The following is a 23,445-nucleotide window of genomic DNA, read 5'->3' as shown; positions in this document are numbered from 1 at the left end:
CCTCATGCCCGCCCGCCCGTCAGCGACCCGCCGTACCGTCCTGCGCGGAGCGGCGCTCGTGCCTGCCGCAGGGCTCGGTACGGCCGCCTGTTCGCCCACCGGCGGGACCACCGCGCCCGCCACGCCGACCGCTCCCGTCGAGCTGGGCGCGGACGGTGAGCTGGCCGAGGGGGGCGCCAGGCTCTACCGGGACCACAACGTGGTGGTCAGCCGCTCGGCGGGCGGCGAGCTGAAGGCGTACAGCTCGATCTGCACGCACGCGGGATGCCCCATCAACAAGCTCGACGGGACGACCCTGATCTGTCCCTGCCACGGCAGCGAGTTCGACGCCACGAGCGGCGCGGTGCTGAAGGCACCGGCGACCGTGCCCTTGAACGCCCTCCCGGTCAGGGCCGAGAACGGCAGGATCGTGTCGGGGCCGGCCGCCTGACCCGACCGCTGCGCCGCCCGCCCGGCGATCACCGGCGCGCGGGCACGGTCACTCCCAGTCCCATCCGATGCCCACCATGCCCGAGCGCACCCGCGGCTCGACGAGGTGCACCGAGCGGTGCCGGCCCACGGCGAGTTCCTGACGGCCGCCGCGCGGGGCCGCCGCGGAGTGCCGGGTGAAGCGGTGGCAGCGCACCGGCACCGCGTGCTCGTCGAACCGGACCTGGAGGGCGTACTGGCCGCCCGGGGCGCCGAAGCCGCGCACGTACTCACGGCAGGCCCCGGCGGTGCCGTCCTCGACGGCGTAGCCGAAGAGGAAGGTGTCACCCGCGCGCAGGCGGGTGTCGAAGAGGAACTCGGCGACCAGGACGCCGGTGTCGTGGTGCCGGCGGACGCGGCCGGTCCGGCAGTTCTCCAGGGCCCGCACACTCATCCGTTCCGGGGCGCAGCCGGGATCCCCGTGGTGGACGGCGACGAACCGGTCGACGCCGTCGCGGTGGGCCCGCACGATGTGCTGCGACTCGCGTTCCAGCAGCTCGCGGTACGCCCCGATGCGGACCCGCTCGTGATGGCCGAGGGTGTGCAGCCCGTCGTCCGCAGGGCACTCCAGTTCGACGAACAGTTTCTCCAGGACGTCCGAGGCCGCCAGGAACGAGCGGTACGTACGGCCCGTCGGCCGACCTGCGGCCGCCGTCCCGTCGTTCTCAGCGAGCAGCCGGATCAGGGACTCGTCCGGCAGCTGGAGGATCTCCTCCAGGGCGCGTACGGCCCGGAGCGACTCGGGGCGCTGGGGGCGCCGGGCCCCCTGCTGCCAGTAGCTCAGGCTCGTGACGCCGACCTTGACCCCGTGCCGCGACAGATGGTGCTGGACGCGCTGCAGCGGCAGCCCACGGGCGGAGATCGCGGCGCGCAGGGCGACGTGGAAGGGACCGCCCCGCAGGGCGGCGTCCAGTTCCGCGGCGGTGACGCCGGAGACGGACCCCGTGACGGCCTCCGTGACGGACCCCGTGAGGGACTCCGCGTCCGCCTCCGTGACGGTGTGCGCGACGGCGTCCGCGTGCTGTGGGGCGTGCGGCATGCAGGGGCCTTCCTGTGAATGCGCGCGACGGCTGGTCGGACCGTTCGCGCGGGTGACCGGGCCGCCCCATGGCAGCGGGGCCGCGCCTTCACATCCGTAGCGTGAGGTTCACCGCCCGGAGTTCCCCCGCATTGAAGCGTGTTGACCTAGTCCCGACAACAGTTGCCGCCGGAACGCGGCGCGGCCGTGGCCGAGTCGGGGCCCTCACCAACGTCCCCGTCGCGTCCCCGGCGAGCCTTCGTCCCGTATCCGTCGCCTATCCGTCGTGTCCCCTTCGCCGCCCCGGACACCCCCGCGCCGTTGTCCACGGCCCCGTCGTACTGTCACCGCGCGCCAGTAGGGTGTGAGACATGGCCGACCCCTCCAGCTACCGCCCCAAGCCGGGACAGATCCCCGACTCTCCCGGGGTGTACCGATTCCGCGACGAGCACCGCCGGGTGATCTACGTCGGGAAGGCGAAAAGCCTGCGCCAGCGCCTGGCGAACTACTTCCAGGACCTGGCCGGCCTTCACCCGCGCACCCGCACCATGGTCACCACGGCCGCGTCCGTGGAGTGGACCGTGGTGTCCACGGAGGTCGAGGCGCTCCAGCTGGAGTACTCGTGGATCAAGGAGTACGACCCCCGGTTCAACGTCAAGTACCGCGACGACAAGAGCTACCCGTACCTCGCCGTGACGATGAACGAGGAGTTCCCGCGCGTGCAGGTGATGCGCGGCCACAAGAAGAAGGGCGTCCGGTACTTCGGGCCGTACGCGCACGCGTGGGCGATCCGGGACACCGTCGACCTGCTCCTGCGGGTCTTCCCGGTCCGCACCTGCTCGGCAGGCGTCTTCAAGAACGCCTCCCGCACCGGCCGCCCCTGTCTCCTCGGCTACATCGGCAAGTGCTCCGCGCCCTGTGTCGGCCGGATCTCGCCGGACGACCACTGGGAGCTGGCGGACGAGTTCTGTGACTTCATGACCGGCCGCACCGGCACCTACATCCGCCGTCTGGAGAAGCAGATGACGGAGGCGGCCGAGGAGATGGAGTACGAGCGCGCCGCCCGCCTGCGCGACGACATAGGGGCCCTGAAGAAGGCCATGGAGAAGAACGCGGTCGTGCTCGCCGACGCGACCGACGCCGACCTGATCGCGGTCGCCGAGGACGAGCTGGAGGCGGCCGTCCAGATCTTCCACGTCCGCGGCGGACGCGTCCGCGGCCAGCGCGGCTGGGTCACCGACAAGGTCGAGGAGATCACCACCGGCGCCCTCGTCGAACACGCCCTCCAGCAGCTCTACGGCGAGGAGACCGGCGACGCGGTGCCCAAGGAGGTGCTGGTCCCCGCCCTGCCCGACCCGCTGGAGCCGGTCCAGGAGTGGCTCACCGCCCGCCGCGGATCCAACGTCTCGCTGCGCATCCCGCAGCGCGGGGACAAGCGCGCGCTGATGGAGACGGTCGAGCGCAACGCCCAGCAGAGCCTCGTCCTGCACAAGACCAAGCGTGCCTCCGACCTCACCACGCGCTCGCGCGCGCTGGAGGAGATCGCCGAGGCGCTCGACCTGGACAGCGCTCCGTTGCGCATCGAGTGCTACGACATCTCGCATCTGCAGGGTGACGACGTCGTGGCCTCCATGGTCGTCTTCGAGGACGGCCTGGCCCGCAAGAGCGAGTACCGCCGATTCGAGATCAAGGGCCGTGTCGGGGACACGCAGGTCTGGCACGGTGAGGGCCAGGACGACGTCCGCTCGATGCACGAGGTGATCAGCCGCCGCTTCCGCCGCTACCTCGCCGACAAGGAGCGGACGGGGGAGTGGGTCGACGGAAACCCCGACAATCCCGGTACCTCCGAGAACCCCGACGCCCCGATCGCCAGCAGCCTCACCGAGGACGACGGCCGGCCCAAGCGGTTCGCCTACCCGCCGCAGCTCGTCGTCGTCGACGGCGGACAGCCGCAGGTGGCCGCGGCCAAGCGGGCGCTGGACGAGCTGGGTATCGACGACATCGCCGTCTGCGGCCTCGCCAAGCGCCTGGAGGAGGTCTGGCTGCCGGACGACGACGATCCGGTCGTCCTGCCCCGCACCAGCGAGGGCCTCTACCTGCTCCAGCGGGTGCGCGACGAGGCCCACCGCTTCGCCATCACCTACCAGCGGACCAAGCGGGCCAAGCGGTTCCGCGCCGGCCCGCTGGACGACGTGCCGGGGCTCGGCGACGCGCGCAAGCAGGCGCTCGTAAAGCACTTCGGTTCGATGAAACGACTGCGTTCCGCGACGATCGACCAGATCTGCGAGGTGCCGGGCATAGGCCGCAAGACGGCCGAGACGATTCTCGCGGCCTTCGCCAGTGCGGCTCCGCCCGCACCCGCCGTGAACACGGCGACCGGAGAGATCATGGATGAGGAGGAGTCCGGCACGACGTCGGGCTCCGCCGGGGAGCCCGTGGCCGCGGGCGCCCCGGAAGACCGACGGGGGCAGGAGACATGACCGAGCACGACGCACAGACCACACCGGAACGAGAACCCACGCCCACAGCGCGGCCCACTGCGGCCACTACCGGGCCCGAACACCTCGCGGACGCCCCCGGCGCCGCGAACACCGCAGGTCACGAAGACGGAGCACAGGTGAGTACCGACGTCACGCCGCCCGGGATCCCCGAGGCGGCCATCCCCGAGCTGGTGATCATCTCCGGCATGTCCGGGGCCGGCCGCTCGACGGCCGCCAAGTGTCTGGAGGACCTCGGCTGGTTCGTCGTCGACAACCTCCCGCCCGCGCTGATTCCCACCATGGTGGAGCTGGGCGCCCGCTCCCAGGGCAACGTGGCGCGGATCGCGGTCGTCGTCGACGTCCGTGGCCGCCGCTTCTTCGACAACCTCCGTGAGTCCCTCGCCGACCTGGAGGCCAAGGGCGTCACCCGGCGGATCGTGTTCCTGGAGTCCTCCGACGACGCCCTGGTGCGCCGCTTCGAGTCGGTGCGCCGCCCGCACCCCCTCCAGGGCGACGGCCGCATCGTCGACGGCATCGCCGCCGAGCGCGAACTGCTGCGCGAGCTGCGAGGCGACGCCGACCTGGTGATCGACACCTCCAGCCTCAACGTGCACGAGCTGCGCGCCAAGATGGACGCCCAGTTCGCCGGCGACTCGGAACCCGAGCTTCGGGCCACCGTGATGTCCTTCGGCTTCAAGTACGGCCTGCCCGTGGACGCCGACCTGGTCGTGGACATGCGCTTCCTGCCCAACCCGCACTGGGTTCCGGAGCTGCGCCCCTTCACCGGGCTGAACGAGGAGGTCTCCACGTACGTCCTCAACCAGCCCGGCGCGAAGGAGTTCCTCGACCGGTACACCGAACTCCTCCAGATGGTCGCCGCGGGCTACCGGCGGGAGGGCAAGCGCTATGTGACCATCGCGGTCGGCTGTACGGGCGGCAAGCACCGCTCGGTCGCGATGTCGGAGAAGCTCGCCGCGCGCCTCGTGGCCGAGGGCGTGGAGACGGTGGTCGTGCACCGGGACATGGGACGGGAATGACAGGACGTACTCCGCGGCTCGGCCGGCTGCGCAGAATGGCGCCCGAAGGGCGCACGGGCCGGCCGGTCGAGGCCCGCGGCGGCAAACCCCGCCGTCGCGGTACCCAGCCCAAGGTCGTCGCCCTCGGCGGCGGCATGGGTCTGTCCGCCTCGCTCACCGCACTGCGCCGGATCACCGGCGATCTCACCGGTGTCGTCACCGTGGCCGACGACGGCGGTTCCAGCGGGCGCCTGCGCGACGAGCTGGGCGTGCTGCCGCCCGGCGACCTGCGCAAGGCACTGGCCGCCCTGTGCGGCGACGACGACTGGGGCCAGACCTGGGCCCGCGTCATCCAGCACCGCTTCCAGTCGCAGGGCGAGATCAACGGCCACGCGGTCGGCAATCTGCTGATCGTCGCCCTGTGGGAGCAGCTCGGTGACCATGTCCAGGCCCTGGACCTGGTCGGCAAGCTGCTCGGTGCGCACGGACGCGTGCTGCCCATGTCCGCCGTACCGCTGGAACTCCAGGCGCTGGTCAAGGGGCACGATCCGGCCCGCCCCGAGGACGTCGACACCGTGCGCGGGCAGGCCACCGTCGCGCTCACCACCGGCGAGGTGCAGTCCGTGCATCTGGTGCCGCCCGACCCGCCGGCCGTCCCGGAGGCGGTCGCGGCCGTCCTCGACGCGGACTGGGTCGTGCTCGGCCCCGGCTCCTGGTTCTCGTCGGTCATCCCGCATCTGCTGGTGCCCGAACTGCTGGACGCGCTCACCGAGACGAAGGCCCGCCGGGTACTCTCCCTCAACCTCGCGCCACAACCGGGAGAAACCGAGGGCTTCTCCCCGCAGCGTCATTTGGAGGTTTTGGGACGACACGCCCCTAAACTCGCCCTGGACGTGGTGCTGGCCGACGAGGCCGCCGTGCCCGACCGGGACTCCCTGACCGATGCCGCCAAACGGTTCGGGGCCGCGGTCGAGCTGGCGCCGGTGGCCCGGCCCGATGGGACCCCGAGGCACGACCCGGAGCTGTTGGCCGCCGCGTACGACCGTATTTTTCGGATGCATGGAAGGATCGGCCCATGGCGATGACGGCAGCGGTGAAGGACGAGATCTCCCGGCTCCCCGTCACCCGGACCTGCTGCAGAAAGGCGGAGGTCTCCGCCGTTCTGCGGTTCGCCGGCGGCCTCCACCTGGTGAGCGGGCGCATTGTGATCGAGGCGGAGCTGGACACGGCGATGGCGGCCCGCCGGCTCAAGCGGGACATTCTGGAGATCTTCGGCCACAGTTCGGAGCTGATCGTGATGGCGCCCGGCGGTCTGCGCCGCGGCTCGCGTTACGTCGTACGGGTGGTCGCGGGCGGCGACCAGCTGGCCCGGCAGACCGGTCTGGTGGACGGCCGCGGACGCCCCATCCGCGGGCTGCCCCCGCAGGTGGTGTCCGGCGCCACCTGTGACGCGGAGGCGGCCTGGCGCGGGGCCTTCCTGGCGCACGGCTCGCTCACCGAGCCCGGCCGGTCCTCCTCCCTGGAGGTCACCTGCCCGGGTCCGGAGGCCGCGCTCGCGCTGGTCGGCGCCGCCCGCCGGCTGTCGATCGCCGCGAAGGCCCGCGAGGTCCGCGGGGTCGACCGGGTCGTGGTCCGCGACGGCGACGCCATCGGCGCGCTGCTCACCCGCCTCGGCGCCCATGAGTCGGTGCTGGCCTGGGAGGAGCGCCGGATGCGCCGCGAGGTGCGCGCCACGGCGAACCGGCTCGCCAACTTCGACGACGCCAACCTGCGCCGCTCGGCCCGTGCCGCCGTCGCCGCCGGTGCCCGCGTCCAGCGGGCCCTGGAGATCCTCGGCGAGGAGGTGCCCGAGCACCTCGCGGCGGCCGGCCGGCTGCGCATGGACCACAAGCAGGCATCCCTGGAGGAGCTGGGCGCGCTCGCCGACCCGCCGCTGACGAAGGACGCGGTCGCCGGCCGGATCCGCCGGCTGCTCGCGATGGCCGACAAGCGGGCCTCGGACCTCGGCATCCCGGGCACGGACGCCAACCTCAGCGAGGATTTCGCCGACAACCTGGTGGGCTGAGAGCCGCGCCGGAGCGCGACCGGGCGCCCCACCGGCGACCCACGGTTCGGCGACACGCCGGTGCCAACACCCCTCAGGGGCGTCGGCACCGGCGTTCTCACTCCGCAAACCCTTCCGCCGAGGGCAACTTCCGTCCCGCGACACCTTCTTGACGCACCCTTGACTCGATCATGAACAGTCATGAGCCTGACTGTGTTCGCTGCTGTGGCGGACTCACGCAAGGGGGGTTCATGAGACGAAGAGCGAGATCGATCCTCGCTGTCGGCGCGCTCCTGATCGGCGGAGCGAGCATCGCACCCATCGCCCAGGCACAGTCCGGAAGTTCCTCCGGCACGTCCGGCACATCCGACGCGGACGAGGTCAAGGTCTTCCGTGCCGAGGTCACCAAGAAGCAGGTACCCCTGCTGCTGGCGGCCGGTCAGGACGGCCATGAACTCAGTGAGCAGGCGCCCGAACAGGGCACCGCCACCGTCGAGGTGTACCTCACCGACGACCAGGCGAAGAAGCTGGAGAAGCAGGGCGTCCCGCTCACCGAGCACACCCTCTCGGCCAAGGCCGAGAACCGCGTGGAGGCCGCGGCCGACGGGGTGTTCCGGCCGTACAGCGGCAGCGGAGGCCTCAAGGAGGAGATCCTGCGGACCGCCCAGGAGAACCCCGGCCTCACCAAGGTCGTCTCCATCGGCAAGACGGTCAAGGGCCAGGACATCCTCGCGCTCAAGCTCTCCAAGAACGCCAAGAAGTCCAAGGACGGCTCCAAGCCCTCGGTGCTGTACCTGTCCAACCAGCACGCGCGCGAGTGGATCACCCCGGAGATGACCCGGCGGCTGATGCACCACTACCTCGACAGCTACAAGACCGACCGGCGCATCAAGAAGCTGGTCGACTCGACCGAGCTGTGGTTCGTCCTGTCGGCCAACCCCGACGGCTACGACTACACCTTCCAGGACTCCGCGAACCGCCTGTGGCGCAAGAACCTGCGGGACGTCAACGCCGACGGCGAGATCCGTACCGGCGACGGCGTCGACCTCAACCGCAACTTCGCCTACAAGTGGGGCTACGACGACGAGGGTTCCTCCCCCAACCCCACCAGCCAGACCTACCGCGGCGCGGGCCCGAACTCCGAGCCCGAGACCAAGGCCCTGGACGCCTTCGAGAAGCGCATCGGCTTCACCTACGGCATCAACTACCACTCCGCGGCCGAACTCCTCCTCTACGGCGTCGGCTGGCAGGTCGCCACGGACACCCCGGACGACGTCGCCCTGAAGGCACTCGCCGGCACCCCGGACAACTCCGCGGTCCCCGGCTACCACCCGCAGGTCTCCTCGGAGCTGTACACCACCAACGGCGAGGCCGACGGCCACGCCTCCAACGTCAACGGCACGGCGATGTTCACCCCCGAGATGTCGACCTGCCAGACGATCTCGAACCTCTCCCCGGACGACCAGTGGAACGCCGCAGACTGCCAGTCGGTGTTCAACTTCCCGGACGACGAGAAGCTGATCCAGCAGGAGTTCGCAAAGAACGTCCCGTTCGCGCTGTCCGTCGCCGAGAGCGCCGCCCGCCCCGACCGGCCGAAGTCCTCGGTCGGCCTGGACGCCGCCGACTTCACCCCGGCCGCCTTCACGACGTCGTACGCGCGCGGCACAGACCAGGAGGTCTCCGTCGTCGTACGCAAGGCGGTCCGCGACAAGGAACTCAAGTACCGCGTCAACGGCGGCCGTACCCACGACCAGGCGCTCAGGCCCTGGAAGGGCGGTGAGACCTTCGGCGGCGAGGACAACCTCTTCTACGACGAGTACCGGGCGAAGGTCCGGGACGGCGAACCCGGCGACACGGTCGAGGTGTGGTTCAGCGGCGAGACGAGCGGCGGCAAGAAGGTCTCCAGCTCGCACTTCACCTACACGGTCGCCGAGCGGCCGCGGGCCGACACCCTCGTCGTCGCCGAGGAGGGCGCGACCGCCACGCAGGCGCAGACCTACGTCGACGCGCTGAAGGCCAACGGCCGCAAGGCGATCGTCTGGGACGTCGCCGCGCAGGGCCCGCCCGACGCGCTCGGCGTGCTGGACCACTTCGGCACGGTCGTCCACTACACGGGCGCGAGCGTCCCCGGCAACCCGACCCAGCTGGAACTGCGCGCCTTCCTCAACGAGGGCGGCAAGCTCATCGAGGCCGGCGAACTGGCCGGCGGCAACGTCGACCTCGGCGACGGCACCCCGTCCAACGACTTCAGCCAGTACTACCTGGGCGCCTACTCCCGTACGACCACCCCCGGCGCCACCGGCTTCACCGGCTCCGGCGCCCTCGACGGGTACACCGGCCTGCTCGCCGGCGCCCCCGGCAACCCGCTGGACCGGGCCGGAACCTACGGCGTCACCTCCGACGAACTGCCCGCCGCGACGCATCCGCAGTTCGCGAGCGCGGGCGCGGGACAGTTCGCCGGGACCGTCAACCCGTACGGCCCGTACGCGGGCACGTCCATGGCGGCGGCCGTGCACACCGACGACGCCTACAAGCGCCTCACCCGCACCATCGACCTCACCGGCGTCACCGCCGCGGACCGGCCCGCCCTGCGCACCCAGCTGCTGTGGGACACGGAACCCGGCTACGACAACGCGCTGGTCGAGATCCACACCGTCGGGGCCGACGACTGGACGACGCTGCCCGAGGCCGGCGGCGCCACCGGGACCGCCGTACCCGCCGAATGCGGCGCCGGCTACTACATCGGGGAGCACCAGCAGCTCCGCCACTACCTGACCCTGACCTCGGGCGAGTGCGCCGCGACCGGCACCACCGGCTCGTGGAACGCCCTCACCGGGGCCTCCAGCGGCTGGCAGCAGGTGAACTTCGACCTGAGCGCCTACGCCGGCAGGTCCGTCGAGGTCTCGCTCAGCTATGTCACCGACCCGGGCAGCGGCGGGCACGGCGTCCTCGCCGACGAGGCCTCGCTCGTCGTCGGCGGCACCGCCACCCAGACCGAGGGCTTCGAGACCTCCCTCGGCGCCTGGCAGGTCGCCGGGCCGCCCCCGGGCAGCCCGTCCGTCCTGAAGGACTGGGCGCGCACCGGCACCCTGTTCCAGACCTACGGAGCGGTCACCACCGACGACACCGTGCTGCTCGGCTTCGGCCTGGAGCACGTCACCGCCGCGGCCGACCGCACAGCGCTCATCGGAAGGGCTCTCGACTCACTTGACGACTGACCCCGACCGGGCACCGGACGACACGCTGGGTTCGGGCCAACACGACACAGCGTGATCGAAATCGGCTGATCGGGCCTGATCAGCACTTCATGGCGGGGCGGTCCGTACCCCTACTGGTGGGTACGGGCCGCACTGCCGTGTATGGGCCGACTCGATGTCACCCCGGCGGTCCCGGAGAGGTAGGGTCGTGGGTGGTCGGGGACATCCCAAATACAGCTCGCCGGCACCTCGTGGCCGGCGTACCAACGAGGAGATCGGTTCGTGACGATCCGCGTAGGCATCAACGGCTTTGGCCGCATCGGTCGTAACTACTTCCGCGCGCTGCTGGAGCAGGGTGCTGACATCGAGATCGTGGCTGTCAACGACCTGGGTGACACCGCGACAACCGCTCACCTGCTCAAGTACGACACCATCCTGGGCCGACTGAAGGCCGAGGTGTCGCACACCGCCGACACGATCACCGTCGACGGCCACACCATCAAGGTCCTGTCCGAGCGCAACCCCGCGGACATCCCGTGGGGCGACCTCGGCGTCGACATCGTGATCGAGTCGACGGGCATCTTCACGAAGAAGGCCGACGCCGCGAAGCACATCGCCGGCGGCGCCAAGAAGGTCCTCATCTCGGCTCCGGCCAAGGACGAGGACATCACCATCGTGATGGGCGTCAACCAGGACAAGTACGACGCGGCCAACCACCACGTCATCTCCAACGCCTCCTGCACCACCAACTGTGTGGCGCCGATGGCCAAGGTTCTCGACGAGAACTTCGGCATCGTCAAGGGTCTGATGACGACGGTCCACGCGTACACCAACGACCAGCGCATCCTGGACTTCCCGCACTCGGACCTGCGCCGTGCCCGCGCCGCCGCCGAGAACATCATCCCGACCACGACGGGTGCCGCCAAGGCCACCGCCCTGGTCCTGCCCCAGCTCAAGGGCAAGCTCGACGGCATCGCGATGCGCGTCCCGGTCCCGACCGGCTCGGCCACCGACCTGGTCGTGACCCTGCAGCGCGAGGTCACCAAGGACGAGGTCAACGCCGCGTTCAAGAAGGCCGCCGACGACGGCGACCTCAAGGGCTACCTCTCCTACACCGAGGACCCGATCGTCTCCTCGGACATCGTCGGCGACCCGGCCTCCTGCACCTTCGACTCCTCCCTGACCATGGTCCAGGAGGGCAACTCGGTGAAGATCCTCGGCTGGTACGACAACGAGTGGGGTTACTCCAACCGCCTCGTCGACCTGACGGAATTCGTCGGCAACCAGCTCTGATCGACGGAGCAACCTGATGTGAAGGCAGGGCCCGGACGGCGCGGGGACGCGCCGCCGGGCCCTGACTCACGTGCGGATCGGCCCTGTCTACGATCACGGAGCAACACGAGCCCTCCCGGGAGCCCCTTATATGAAGACGATCGACGAACTCCTCACCGAAGGCGTGGCCGGCAAGCGGGTCTTCGTCCGCGCCGACCTCAACGTGCCGCTGGACGGCGGCACCATCACCGACGACGGCCGTATCCGAGCCGTGCTCCCCACCGTCAAGGCCCTCGCGGACGCGGGCGCCAAGGTGGTCGTCGCCTCGCACCTGGGCCGCCCCAAGGGCGCCCCCGACCCGGCCTTCTCGCTCGCCCCGGCCGCCGCCCGCATGGGCGAACTCCTCGGCACCGACGTGGCATTCGCGACCGACACGGTCGGCGACTCCGCCCGATCCACCGTGGCGGGCCTCGCCGACGGCCAGGTCGCCGTCATCGAGAACCTGCGCTTCAACGCGGGTGAGACGGCCAAGGACGACGCCGAGCGCGGCGCCTTCGCCGACCGGCTGGCCGAACTCGCCGACGTGTACGTGGGCGACGGCTTCGGCGCCGTGCACCGGCGGCACGCCTCGGTCTTCGACCTCCCGGCCCGGCTGCCGCACGCCGCCGGCCACCTCATCGCCACCGAGGTCGGCGTCCTGAAGAAGCTCACCGAGGACGTCAAGCGTCCCTACGTCGTCGCCCTCGGCGGCTCCAAGGTCTCCGACAAGCTCGCCGTCATCGACCAACTGCTCGGCAAGGCGGACCGCCTCCTCATCGGCGGCGGCATGGTGTTCACCTTCCTCAAGGCCAAGGGGTACGAGGTCGGCGCCTCCCTGCTGCAGGAGGACCAGATCCCGGTCGTCCAGGAGTACATCGAGCGGGCGGAGAAGAGCGGCGTCGAGCTGGTCCTCCCCGTCGACGTGGTGACCTCCACCGAGTTCCCCGACCTGAAGACCAAGGCGCCGGGGCACCCCCACACCGTCGCCGCGGACGCCATCCCCGCCGACCAGCTGGGCCTGGACATCGGCCCCGAGACCCGCAAGCTGTACGCCTCGAAGCTCGCCGACGCCGCCACCGTCTTCTGGAACGGCCCGATGGGCGTCTTCGAGCACCCCGACTACGCCGAGGGCACCAAGGCGGTAGCCCAGGCACTCCTCGACTCCCCGGCCTTCACGGTCGTCGGCGGTGGCGACTCCGCCGCGGCCGTCCGCCTGCTGGGCTTCGACGAGAACGCATTCGGCCACATCTCGACCGGCGGCGGCGCCTCCCTCGAATACCTCGAGGGCAAGACGCTCCCCGGCCTCGCCGCACTGGAGGACTGACCCCGCATGAGCACCCGTACGCCGCTGATGGCGGGCAACTGGAAGATGAACCTCAACCACCTCGAGGCCATCGCCCACACCCAGAAGCTCGCCTTCGCCCTGGCCGACAAGGACTACGAGGCCGTCGAGGTCGCCGTCCTGCCGCCCTTCACCGACCTGCGCTCCGTGCAGACGCTGGTCGAGCACGACAAGCTCAAGATCAAGTACGGCGCCCAGGACATCTCCGCGCACGACGGCGGCGCCTACACCGGCGAGATCTCCGGCCCGATGCTCGCCAAGCTGCGCTGCACCTACGTCGCGATCGGCCACTCCGAGCGCCGCCAGTACCACGGCGAGACCGACGAGCAGGTGAACGCCAAGGTCAGAGCCGCCTACAAGCACGGCCTCACGCCGATTCTGTGCGTCGGCGAGGAGCTGGACGTCCGCGAGGCGGGCAACCACGTCTCGCACACCCTCGCCCAGGTCGAGGGCGGTCTCCTGGACATCCCGGCCGAGCAGGCCGAGACCATCGTGATCGCCTACGAACCGGTGTGGGCCATCGGCACCGGCAAGGTCTGCGGCGCCGACGACGCCCAGGAGGTCTGCGCCGCCATCCGCGGGAAGCTCGCCGAGCTGTACTCCCAGGACGTGGCCGACAAGATCCGCATCCAGTACGGCGGCTCCGTGAAGTCGGGCAACGTCGCCGAGATCATGGCGCAGGCCGACATCGACGGCGCGCTGGTCGGCGGCGCCTCGCTGGACCACGAGGAGTTCGTCAAGATCGTGCGCTTCCGCGATCAGTGACCGGGCTGTGAGTATGCGGTAGCGGCGATCCGTCGTACCCTTGCGGGGGCACAGCGCAGAAGCTGTGCCCCCGTCGTTATCCGAATCCGAGGAAGTTGGTCCAGCCGTGGTTTTGGGGTTCTCGATCGCCCTGATCGTCTTCAGCCTGCTGCTGATGCTGCTGGTGCTGATGCACAAGGGGAAGGGCGGCGGTCTCTCCGACATGTTCGGTGGCGGCATGCAGTCCTCCGTCGGCGGCTCCTCGGTCGCCGAGCGCAACCTCGACCGCATCACCGTGGTGGTCGGTCTGCTCTGGTTCGCGAGCATCATCGTTCTCGGCCTCCTCATGAAGACCAGCAGCTGATCAGCCTCTCGCAGGCACACATTTCGTCGTAAGGCCCCATGTTCGGTACGCGCAGCTGAGCGCGGCCTATCATGGGGCTTGCGTCTACGTGTGGGGGGATGTAGCTCCAATCACTGGACGCGCGTTGGGCCTTACGTAGACTGAGGCGCTCGCAGCGAAGCGAAACGCCGACTTGCTTCGCGGCACCATCACGCAGGGAGTTACGACCGTGGCAAGTGGCAACGCGATCCGAGGAAGCCGGGTCGGGGCGGGGCCGATGGGCGAGGCCGAGCGCGGCGAGTCCGCGCCGCGTCTGCGCATCTCCTTCTGGTGCTCCAACGGGCACGAGACGCAGCCCAGCTTCGCCAGCGACGCGCAGGTGCCCGATACCTGGGACTGCCCGCGCTGCGGCTTCCCGGCCGGCCAGGACCGGGACAACCCCCCGGCCCCGCCGCGCACCGAGCCCTACAAGACGCACCTCGCCTATGTGCGGGAGCGACGCAGCGACGCGGACGGCGAGGCGATCCTCGCCGAAGCCCTCGCCAAACTGCGGGGCGAGATCTAGGAGTTGGACCACGGCCAGGTGCTCATACGCACGTGGCCGCAGCTGTACCGCGCACGGGTGGCGGGCCGCCGCCGCGTGGACCTTCAGTGCTGCCTGCGCCACCTTGCGCCGCGCCCCACTTTCTTTCACCACCATGTCGTCCTCGCGCTGATACCTCCGGGCCGCGCGGCCGTATCTGTTGTTGCACCGTAGGCCGGTCCTACGACAGCTCGTGTTCCGCCCTGATCAATTAGGTTGGGATCGGCAGCGGGACAAGACGCGCGGCACGGACAGGTGAGAAAAGAGGGCTGGGTCCGACATGAACGCAGACGGCCGTACGAGGCTCAACCAGACGCCCGAGTGGACCGCTCTGGCCAAGCACCGTGAGGAACTCGGCGAGGTGCAGCTGCGTCAGCTGTTCGCCGGTGACCCCGGGCGGGGCAGCGGGTACACACTGCGGGTCGGTGACCTGCACATCGACTACTCCAAGCAGCTCGTCACCGACGAGACGCTGCGGCTCCTGCGGGAGCTGGCCGCCGCCACCGGTGTGTTCGGGCTGCGGGACGCGATGCTGCGTGGTGAGCGGATCAACGTCACCGAGGACCGGGCCGTGCTGCACACCGCCCTGCGTGCTCCGCGCGGGGCGGTGATCGAGGTGGACGGGGAGAACGTCGTCCCGGCGGTGCACGCCGTGCTGGAGCGGATGGCCGGTTTCGCCGGGCGGGTCCGCTCGGGCGAGTGGACCGGTCACACCGGCAGGCGCATCCGCAACGTCGTCAACATCGGTATCGGCGGCTCCGACCTGGGGCCGGCGATGGCGTACGAGGCGCTGCGGGCGTTCACCGACCGCTCGCTGACGTTCCGCTTCGTGTCGAACGTGGACGGCGCCGACCTGCACGAGGCGGTGCGTGACCTGGACCCGGCGGAGACGCTGTTCATCGTCGCGTCGAAGACGTTCACCACCATCGAGACGATCACCAACGCGACCTCGGCCCGCACCTGGCTGCTGGACGGTCTGGGCGGGGACGAGAAGGCGGTCGCGAAGCATTTCGTCGCGCTGTCGACGAACGCCGAGAAGGTCACCGGGTTCGGCATCGACCCGGCCAACATGTTCGAGTTCTGGGACTGGGTCGGGGGCCGCTACTCGTTCGACTCGGCGATCGGTCTGTCGCTGATGATCGCCATCGGTGCGGACCGTTTCCGCGAGCTGCTCGACGGCTTCCACCTCGTCGACGAGCACTTCCGTACGGCGCCGCCGGAGGCCAACGCCCCGCTGCTGCTCGGCCTGTTGGGTGTCTGGTACGGCAACTTCTTCGACGCGCAGTCGCACGCGGTGCTGCCGTACAGCCACTACCTGTCGAAGTTCACCGCCTATCTCCAGCAGCTCGACATGGAGTCCAACGGCAAGTCCGTGGACCGTGCGGGCCGGCCCGTGGAGTGGCAGACCGGTCCCGTGGTGTGGGGCACTCCGGGGACCAACGGGCAGCACGCGTACTACCAGTTGATCCACCAGGGCACCAGGCTGATCCCGGCGGACTTCATCGGCTTCGCCCGCCCCGTCGGTGAACTGAGCGAGGAACTCAAGGCGCAGCACGACCTGTTGATGGCCAACCTGTTCGCGCAGGGGCAGGCACTGGCCTTCGGCAAGACCCCCGACGAGGTCCGCGCCGAGGGGGTACCCGAGGAGCTGGTGGCCCACAAGACGTTCCGGGGCAACCACCCCACGACCACGATCCTGGCCCGCGAGCTGACCCCGTCGGTCCTCGGCCAGCTCATCGCCCTCTACGAGCACAAGGTGTTCGTCCAGGGCGCGGTCTGGGACATCGACTCCTTCGACCAGTGGGGCGTGGAGCTGGGCAAGGTCCTCGCCAAGCGCGTCGAACCGGCACTGACCGAGGGCGCCGACGTCCCCGGCCTGGACGCCTCCACCGCCGCCCTCGTCGCGACGTACCGGGAGCTGCGCGGCCGGTAGACCGCTCGCGGTGGGACGGGGGTGCCGGGCGGCCCCCGTCCCGGCGGCCTCAGGTCACCGAGCTGAGCGTGTCCGCGAGGCGCCGGTGGGCGGCGCGGGTCGCCGGTACGGCGGCGAGCGCGGTCGCACCCAGCACCGCCGCCGCGCCGAACAGCAGCAGCAGGACGGGCGAAGGGCCGTGGGCGATCCCGGCGCCGATGCCGCTCGACCTGCCCTGGGCGTCGATCAGCCAGTGTGCGAGAGGCAGGCCCAGCGCCGTGCCGACGACGACCGCGGCCAGGGCGGTGCAGCCGGTGGCGGTGACCGTGATCGCGGTGATCTGGCGCGGTGACAGGCCGATCGCCTTGAGCGCCAGCAGATCCCGCTCGCCCTCGCGCACGGTGCCGCCGATCGTGGTCAGCAGCTCGATGAGCCCGATCAGGGCGAGGACGGCGATCAGGCCGACGAACACGCCGCGCAGCGGGGACAGCCCGTCGGCAGGGTTCGTCACGGCGTGCACGTCCAGGCGGCCCTCCCCGGCCGTGGCCAGCCGCCCGGCCACCGTGCCGGGGTCGGCGCCGGGGCGCAGCCGCAGCTGGTACAGCGTCGGGCCGAGCCCCGGATCGTTCTCGCGGAGGGTGTCCAGCGAGGTGGAGATGACCCGGCCGGCGTTCTCCGGCTCGATGCTGCGGCCCACGATGTGCAGGATCTGCGGCTGCTCGCCCACCGTCATCCGCACCCAGTCGCCGACGCGTACGTCGAGCAGGTCGAGCAGACCCTGTCCGGCCACCGCCTCGTCCCGGCCGTGCGCGGGGCGGCCGTCGGCCAGGCTGTACGGGTAGGGGTCGGCGCGGGTGCCGAGGCCACGCAGGGCGATCGTGGCGGTCTGGCCGGGGACCAGGGCGGCCACCTCGACGCCCGGATAGGCGGCGGCGACCTGCGGATCCCGTTCCAGCAGGGCGCGGGTGTCCCGGTCGGAGAGTCCGGCGTCGGCGTGGACGGTGAGCGCGGTCGGCAGGCCTGTCTCCTCGGGGCTGCCGCGGAAGCGGTCGATGGTGGTCCACGCGCTCAGCGCGACCACGATCAGCAGCAGCGGCAGTGCCAGCCGGGCCACCGTGGCCACGGAACGCGGTCGCCGGGTGAACGCCTTGTGCCAGCCCAGCACCAGTGCGGGCGGCAGTCGTAGCCCCAGTGCCCGGCGTGCCACGCCGGACAGCCGGCCGCCCGCCACCGCGGCCGGCCGGGGCACCGGCACCGGAGGCACCCGCCCCGCCCGCCAGGCGGCGAGCCCGGTGGTCGCGCCGATGAACAGCACCACCGCCACGGGCACCGACACCAGTGCCACGGCATGACCGGGCAGGTTCTGCCACACGCCGACGGCGTCCCCCAGCCGCCCCGGCACCAGGCTGCCCAGCGCCTGGACGAGGGCCGCCGCGGCCGTGGCACCCAGCAGCGCGTAGGCGACGTGCTGGAGCAGGAAGATCCGCACGACCTGGCCGGGGGTGAAGCCGATCGCCTTCAGCACGGAGATGTCCCGCAGATGTCCGCGGATCCGGGTACCGATGGCCCCGTGCACGGCGAGTCCGGCGGCGACCAGCGCGCCCAGCCCGAACAGGCCCAGTACCTGTCCGAGGAGCCGGTTGTCGCCCTGGGCCTCGGCGCGGGCCTGCTGCCAGGTGGAGACCTCGCTGACCGCGCCGGAGCCCAGCACGGTCACGGCGCGCTGCACGGCGTAGTCGGTGTCGTCGGGATCGGCCAGCCGCAGGCCGGTGACCTGGCCGTCCGGGTCCGGCACGGCGGAGGGGAGGGCCCAGACCAGGCCGGGCCGGTCGCCGGGGCGGTACCGCGGTTCGGCGCTGTCGGCGATGCCGAGGACGGTCAGAGCGCGCGTGGTGCCGGGCAGGGCGAGCGTGTCACCGGGTTCGGCCACCAGGGCGCGGGCGAGGCGGCCCTCCAGGACGACGCCGTCGGGGGTCGCCGGGTCCAGCCAGCGACCGGCGGCGAGCAGCGGGCGGCCCACGGAGGGCAGCTCGGGGGTGCCGCGCAGTTCGATGGAGGCGCGGGCACCGCGGGAGGTCACGGTGGTGGCGGCGACCGGGTAGGGGCCGGCGACGGACTCGACGCCGTCCAGGGCGGCGAGCCTGTCCGCGGCGGCCGTCGGGCCGGTGTGCAGCCACACGTGCGCGCCGCGCGCCTGGGTGAACACCCGCTGCCAGGGGTTGGTGGCGTACCCGAACAGGGCCGTGGCCAGCAGCAGCGAGGCGACGATGCCCGCCGTGGCGAGCACCAGGAACAGCGCCTCCCCACGGTGGGTGCGCAGATCGGAGTGGGCCCAGCGCAGAGTCGCTCGCACCGGCTCAGCCCTTCCCGGGATCGTCGTACGCCTGCGCGGTCACGGACTTCCGGGGACAGTTGTGAGCCTGCGCCGTCCTGGTCTTCCGGGGACAGTCGTACGCCTGCGCGGTCACGGACTTCCGGGGGGCGTCGTACGCGCGCATGTCAGTCCTTCAGCTCCAGCACGCCGGAGATGCCGGTGGCGCGGGACGGCGTGCCGTCGAGTTCCGCGTCGTCGGCTATCCGCCCGTCGAAGAAGCTGATCACCCGGTCCGCGGCGCTGGCCAGCCGGGCGTCATGGGTGACCAGCACGATGGTCTGGCCGCGCTGGTGGAAGCGGGACAGCAGCCGCATGACCTCGCGGGTGCCCTTGCTGTCCAGGCTGCCCGCGGGTTCGTCGGCGAGCAGCAGGGGCGGACGGTTGACCAGGGCGCGGGCCAGCGCGACCCGCTGCTGTTCGCCGCCGGACAGTTCGCCCGGCATGCTGCGGTCCTTGCCGGCGAGTCCCAGCTCGGCCAGCAGCCCCTCCCGTTCGGCGCGCGCCTGCCGGGGGGACAGGCCGGCGAGAAGGGCGGGCAGTTCCACGTTGTCGGCGACCGACAGGTTGGAGACCAGGTTGAAGAACTGGAAGACGATCCCGATGCGTTTCCTGCGTTCGACCGCCCAGCGCGACTCGCTGTAGGCGTCGGTGCGCTCGCCGTCCAGCCAGAGGCTGCCGCTGTCGGGCCGCTGGAGACCGCCGAGGAGGTGCAGCAGGGTCGACTTCCCGGCGCCCGAGGGACCGGTGATCGCCACGAACTCGCCGCCGCGTACGCGCAGGTCGACGCCGCGCACGGCGTGCGCCGGGGCGCCCTCGCCGTGGTGGGTCTTGACCAGGCCCTCGGCGCGCAGCAGGGGAACGGGACGGTCGCTCACTGCGGTTCCTCCAGCTCTTCCTGGCATCGCTCCAGCCAGTCGAGATCGGCCTGCAGATGCAGCATCGCGCCCTCGATCAGCAGCTGGGAGATGCGGTTGTCGCGGTTCTCGGTGGCCGCCAGCTTCGACAGGCTGCGCATGGTGTTGAGGTACTGGCGCCGCTGCCTGTTGATGAGGGCGATCTGGTCGGCGAGGCCGGTCTGCGGGGCGAGGGCGAGCTTCATGAAGAACTCGTCCCGGACGCGCGGCTCGTCCGCCGTCTCCTCGTACCAGGCGCGCAGCTCGTCCCGGCCGGCGTCGGTGAGGTGGTAGATCTTCTTGTTGGGGCGGCTCGACTGCTCGACCTCTTCGCCCTCGATCAGGCCCGTCTTCTCGAGACGGCCGAGGGTGACGTAGATCTGGCCGACGTTCGGCTGAGGGTACGCGGAGCCCAGCAGTTGCTCAAGGTCTTGTTTGAGCTCGTAGCCGTGGGCGGGCCCGCGCGCGAGAAGAGCCAGGAGGGCAAGGCGCACGCGTGCTGTCCTCCTAGTCCTCGTAATGTGCTCCAGGCCCTAGTATCGCGCATACCTAACAGGTATACATGGCCTCTGACCGGGCGAGGACGCCCGTGCCGGTGTACAGGGAGGAACCTATGCGGTGGATACACGCCGCCGGTAGGGGCCTTCTCGTCCTCCTCGTGATCCTCGCCGGGTACGTCGCCTCGGGTGCCGGTGCGCACCAGGGAAGCGGCGTGGAGGGCCGGGGGCCGCTGACCCTCGCCACCGCCGGAGACCTCACCGGCTATCTCGGCCCGCTGCTGGAAGGCTGGAACCGCACCCACCCCGGTGAGCGGGTCACGCTCGTCGAGCTGCCGGACTCCGCCGACGAAACCCACGCGCAGATGACGACCGACCTGCGGGGCGGCGACCGGGGCCGCTTCGACGTCCTCAACATCGACGTCAACTGGACACCGGAGTTCGCCGCGGCGGGCTGGATACGTCCGCTGCCCCGCGACCGCTTCCCCCTGAAGACGTTCCTGCCGCCGGTCGTGGACACGGCGACCTACGACGGACGGCTCTACGCCGTCCCGTACGTCACGAACGCCGGACTCCTCCTCTACCGCGCGGACGTCCTCGCCGAGGAGGGCGTCCCGCCGCCGCGCACCTGGGCCGAACTGGAACGGGCCGCGAGGACCATCGCCCCGAAGCACGGACTCGGCGGCTATGCCGGGCAGTTCCTGCCCTACGAGGGCCTCACCGTCAACGCGGCCGAGGCCGTCTACTCGGCGGGCGGCACCATCCTCGGCGACGAGGGGACCCGCGTCACCGTGAACTCGGCCGGTGCCCGCGAGGGCATCGCGTTCCTCGCCCGCGGGGTGCGCGAGGGCTGGATCCCCGAAGAGGCGCTGACGTACAAGGAGGAGGAGTCCAAGCAGGCCTTCCAGGACGGCCGGCTCCTCTTCCTGCGCAACTGGCCCTACGCCTACGTCGCCGCCTCGGCCCCGGACTCGCGGGTCGCCGGGCGGATCGGCGCCGTGCCGCTGCCGGGCCCCGACGGTCCGGGGACCAGCGTCCTCGGCGGCTCCAACCTGGCCGTCGGCACGCATGCCCGGCACCCCGACTCGGCCGCGCGGCTCATCGCCTACCTCACCAGCGAGCCCGTCCAGCGCCAGGTCCTCACCCGCGGCGCCCTGCCGCCGGTGCGGGCCGCGCTGTACGAGGATCCCGCGCTGATCCGCGACTTCCCCTATCTGCCGACCCTGCGCGAGAGCGTCCTGGCCGCCGCGCCGCGCCCCAAGAGCGCGCGCTACGACCAGGTGAGCCTGGTGGTGCAGGCGGTGGTGCACGACGCGATGACCGGGCACGAGACGCCCGAGGCCGCGGTGCGCCGACTCGCGCGAGAACTCGCCGCCGTCTCTTCCCGCTAACACCCTTCCTAGTTACATGTTAGGTAACGCGCGGGTCTCACCTTGCCTCCGACTGCCCCGATAACGCCCGGTTCGTCTGGCCAACTCCCCGGTAACTCCTGTCTGCTCGTTGACACCCTCTCGATATGCCTACCTAACATGCATGCATAACGTCAGCTCGCACAGACAGGTCAACGGGGTGAGTCTCCAGCGCATCGACGCCCACCACTGGTGGCGCGACGCAGTGATCTACCAGGTGTACGTCCGCAGCTTCCTGGACAGCACCGGCGACGGCATCGGCGACCTCGCCGGCGTCCGGGCCGGGCTGCCGTACCTCAAGAAGCTCGGGGTGGACGGCATCTGGCTCAGCCCCTTCTACCCCTCCCCGCAGGCCGACCACGGCTACGACGTGGCCGACTACCGCGGCGTCGACCCGCTCTTCGGCGACCTCGCCGAGTTCGACCTGCTGGTGGCGGCCGCCCGGCGGCTCGGCGTCAAGGTGCTCCTGGACATCGTGCCCAACCACTGCTCCAGCGAGCACCCCTGGTTCCGCGAGGCGCTCGCCGCCGGGCCCGGCAGCCCCGCCCGCGCCCGCTTCCACTTCGCCGACGGCCGCGGCCCCGACGGCTGCGAGCCGCCCAACAACTGGCACGCCATGTTCGGCGGCCCGGCCTGGAGCCGGGTGACCGAGCCGGACGGGCGGCCCGGCCAGTGGTACCTGCACATGTTCACCCCCGAACAGCCCGACTGGAACTGGCGCACCCCAGAAGTGCCCGCCGAGTTCGACCGGATACTGCGCTTCTGGCTGGACCGGGGCGCCGACGGCTTCCGCATCGACGTCGCCGCCGGCCTGTTCAAGCACCCGGACCTGCCCGACTCCCCGGACCCCGAGGCCGACGCCCGCACCCGCGACTCGGTCAACCCGCTCGCCTGGAACCAGCCCGAGGTGCACGGCGTGTGGAGGCACTGGCGGTCGGTCTGCGAGGAGTACACGGCACGCGACGGCCGCGAACGGCTCCTCGTCGGAGAGGTCTCGGTGCCCACCGCACGCGAACACGCCCGCTACGTGCGCCCGGACGAACTGCACCAGGCCTTCTTCTTCGATCTGCTGAGCGCCCCCTGGAGCGCCGACGCCTTCCGCAAGGTCGTCTCCGAGGCCATGGCGGACATCGCAGGCACGGGCTCGACGGTCACCTGGGTCCTCAACAACCACGACCAGGTCCGCACCGTCACCCGCTACGGCGAACCCGCGACCGAGGGCAGCGGACTCGGCACCGCCCGCGCCCGCGCCGCCGCCCTGCTGATGCTGGCGCTTCCCGGCGCCGCGTACATCTACCAGGGCGAGGAACTCGGGCTGCCCGAGGTCGTCGACCTGCCCGACGACGTGCTCACCGACCCGATCTTCCGGCGCACCGGAAGCCGCGCCCGCATCCGCGACGGCTGCCGCGTCCCGCTGCCGTGGTCGGGCCAGGCCTCGCCGTTCGGCTTCACCTCCGGCGCCGAGGGCGCCAAACCGTGGCTGCCGCAGCCGGACTACTTCGCCGAGTACGCCACCGACCGTGCCCTCGCCGACACCCGCTCCTTCTGGCACCTGTACCGCGACGGCCTGCAACTGCGCGCCGCTCTGCCCCAGTTGGGCGAGGGCACACTGCGCTGGCTGGACGCCCCGCCCGGCGTCCTCGCCTTCGCCCGCGGCGACGGACTCGTCTGCGCCGTCAACTTCGGCACGGCCCCCACCCCCGCGCCGGTCTCCGGCACGCCCCTGCTGTCCAGCGGTCCCTGCCCGGCCGGCGTACTGCCCGGCTCCACCTCCGCCTGGTGGCTCGGCGACCTCTGACTCCCGTCAACTCCCC

18 protein-coding genes are annotated in these 23,445 nt (G+C 71.2%); 14 read left to right on the top strand and 4 right to left on the bottom strand.

Translation table 11 applies throughout. The features are described from left to right. Positions 1 to 4: 4 nt before the first annotated feature. Entirely contained in the window at positions 5 to 430 is a 426-nt protein-coding gene (locus BZL64_RS09370; protein ID WP_086767986.1) for a Rieske (2Fe-2S) protein, read from the top strand. Positions 431 to 478: 48 nt separating this feature from the next. Here the strand turns inward: BZL64_RS09370 and BZL64_RS09365 are convergent, their stop codons facing one another. Then, positions 479 to 1,507, bottom strand: coding sequence for a hypothetical protein (locus tag BZL64_RS09365; protein WP_244205269.1), 1,029 nt, complete (start codon positions 1,505 to 1,507; stop codon positions 479 to 481). Positions 1,508 to 1,857: 350 nt separating this feature from the next. Between BZL64_RS09365 and uvrC the strand changes: the two genes are divergently transcribed. The 11 genes from uvrC (at position 1,858) to pgi (ending at position 16,479) form a co-directional block, all read left to right on the top strand. Next, positions 1,858 to 3,966 (top strand): excinuclease ABC subunit UvrC, encoded by a 2,109-nt coding sequence (gene uvrC / locus BZL64_RS09360; protein ID WP_086767984.1) that lies wholly within the window; start codon positions 1,858 to 1,860, stop codon positions 3,964 to 3,966. Beyond that, positions 3,963 to 5,003, top strand: a complete 1,041-nt coding sequence (rapZ, locus tag BZL64_RS09355; RefSeq protein WP_086767982.1) for an RNase adapter RapZ — start codon at positions 3,963 to 3,965, stop codon at positions 5,001 to 5,003. The genes uvrC and rapZ overlap by 4 nt, the downstream gene beginning before the upstream one ends. Then, positions 5,000 to 6,067, top strand: a complete 1,068-nt coding sequence (locus BZL64_RS09350) for a gluconeogenesis factor YvcK family protein (RefSeq protein ID WP_086767980.1) — start codon at positions 5,000 to 5,002, stop codon at positions 6,065 to 6,067. The genes rapZ and BZL64_RS09350 overlap by 4 nt, the downstream gene beginning before the upstream one ends. Next, on the top strand, positions 6,058 to 7,047 hold the full coding sequence (gene whiA, locus BZL64_RS09345; RefSeq protein WP_086767978.1) for a DNA-binding protein WhiA: 990 nt from the start codon (positions 6,058 to 6,060) through the stop codon (positions 7,045 to 7,047). The genes BZL64_RS09350 and whiA overlap by 10 nt, the downstream gene beginning before the upstream one ends. A 230-nt stretch (positions 7,048 to 7,277) precedes the next feature. Next, positions 7,278 to 10,244, top strand: coding sequence for a M14 family metallopeptidase (locus BZL64_RS09340; RefSeq protein WP_086767976.1), 2,967 nt, complete (start codon positions 7,278 to 7,280; stop codon positions 10,242 to 10,244). Positions 10,245 to 10,505: 261 nt separating this feature from the next. After that, entirely contained in the window at positions 10,506 to 11,516 is a 1,011-nt protein-coding gene (gene gap, locus BZL64_RS09335) for a type I glyceraldehyde-3-phosphate dehydrogenase (RefSeq protein ID WP_086767974.1), read from the top strand. Between the two features lie 130 nt (positions 11,517 to 11,646). Further along, positions 11,647 to 12,858 (top strand): phosphoglycerate kinase, encoded by a 1,212-nt coding sequence (locus BZL64_RS09330; RefSeq protein WP_086767972.1) that lies wholly within the window; start codon positions 11,647 to 11,649, stop codon positions 12,856 to 12,858. A gap of 6 nt (positions 12,859 to 12,864) precedes the next feature. Next, entirely contained in the window at positions 12,865 to 13,641 is a 777-nt protein-coding gene (gene tpiA, locus BZL64_RS09325) for a triose-phosphate isomerase (protein ID WP_086767970.1), read from the top strand. 106 nt (positions 13,642 to 13,747) lie between these two features. After that, positions 13,748 to 13,984, top strand: coding sequence for a preprotein translocase subunit SecG (gene secG, locus BZL64_RS09320; protein WP_086767968.1), 237 nt, complete (start codon positions 13,748 to 13,750; stop codon positions 13,982 to 13,984). 208 nt (positions 13,985 to 14,192) lie between these two features. Continuing rightward, positions 14,193 to 14,528: an RNA polymerase-binding protein RbpA gene (locus tag BZL64_RS09315; RefSeq protein WP_010352468.1), complete on the top strand. Its 336-nt coding sequence runs from the start codon at positions 14,193 to 14,195 to the stop codon at positions 14,526 to 14,528. Positions 14,529 to 14,826: 298 nt separating this feature from the next. Beyond that, positions 14,827 to 16,479 carry a glucose-6-phosphate isomerase gene (gene pgi / locus BZL64_RS09310; protein WP_086767966.1) on the top strand — a complete coding sequence of 551 codons (1,653 nt, stop codon included), beginning with the start codon at positions 14,827 to 14,829 and terminating at the stop codon, positions 16,477 to 16,479. Positions 16,480 to 16,528: 49 nt separating this feature from the next. Here the strand turns inward: pgi and BZL64_RS09305 are convergent, their stop codons facing one another. From BZL64_RS09305 to BZL64_RS09295, 3 genes are all read right to left on the bottom strand, one after another. Further along, complete coding sequence (locus BZL64_RS09305) at positions 16,529 to 18,811, bottom strand: ABC transporter permease (RefSeq protein ID WP_086767964.1); 2,283 nt, start codon at positions 18,809 to 18,811, stop codon at positions 16,529 to 16,531. Positions 18,812 to 18,957: 146 nt separating this feature from the next. Beyond that, complete coding sequence (locus BZL64_RS09300) at positions 18,958 to 19,734, bottom strand: ABC transporter ATP-binding protein (RefSeq protein ID WP_086767962.1); 777 nt, start codon at positions 19,732 to 19,734, stop codon at positions 18,958 to 18,960. Further along, positions 19,704 to 20,219, bottom strand: a complete 516-nt coding sequence (locus BZL64_RS09295; protein ID WP_086767960.1) for a PadR family transcriptional regulator — start codon at positions 20,217 to 20,219, stop codon at positions 19,704 to 19,706. The genes BZL64_RS09300 and BZL64_RS09295 overlap by 31 nt, the downstream gene beginning before the upstream one ends. A 119-nt stretch (positions 20,220 to 20,338) precedes the next feature. Between BZL64_RS09295 and BZL64_RS09290 the strand changes: the two genes are divergently transcribed. Together BZL64_RS09290 and BZL64_RS09285 are read left to right on the top strand one after the other, a co-directional pair. Further along, positions 20,339 to 21,613, top strand: a complete 1,275-nt coding sequence (locus BZL64_RS09290; RefSeq protein ID WP_086767958.1) for an ABC transporter substrate-binding protein — start codon at positions 20,339 to 20,341, stop codon at positions 21,611 to 21,613. 142 nt (positions 21,614 to 21,755) lie between these two features. Beyond that, the gene (locus tag BZL64_RS09285; protein ID WP_244205268.1) at positions 21,756 to 23,429 is read left to right on the top strand and encodes a glycoside hydrolase family 13 protein; all 1,674 of its coding nucleotides are present in this window, start codon (positions 21,756 to 21,758) and stop codon (positions 23,427 to 23,429) included. Positions 23,430 to 23,445 lie beyond the last annotated feature (16 nt).

Origin of the sequence: Streptomyces bobili, assembly GCF_002154575.1 — a bacterium.
GTDB lineage: Bacteria > Actinomycetota > Actinomycetes > Streptomycetales > Streptomycetaceae > Streptomyces > Streptomyces bobili.
This window is presented reverse-complemented; position numbering and strand designations above follow the sequence as displayed.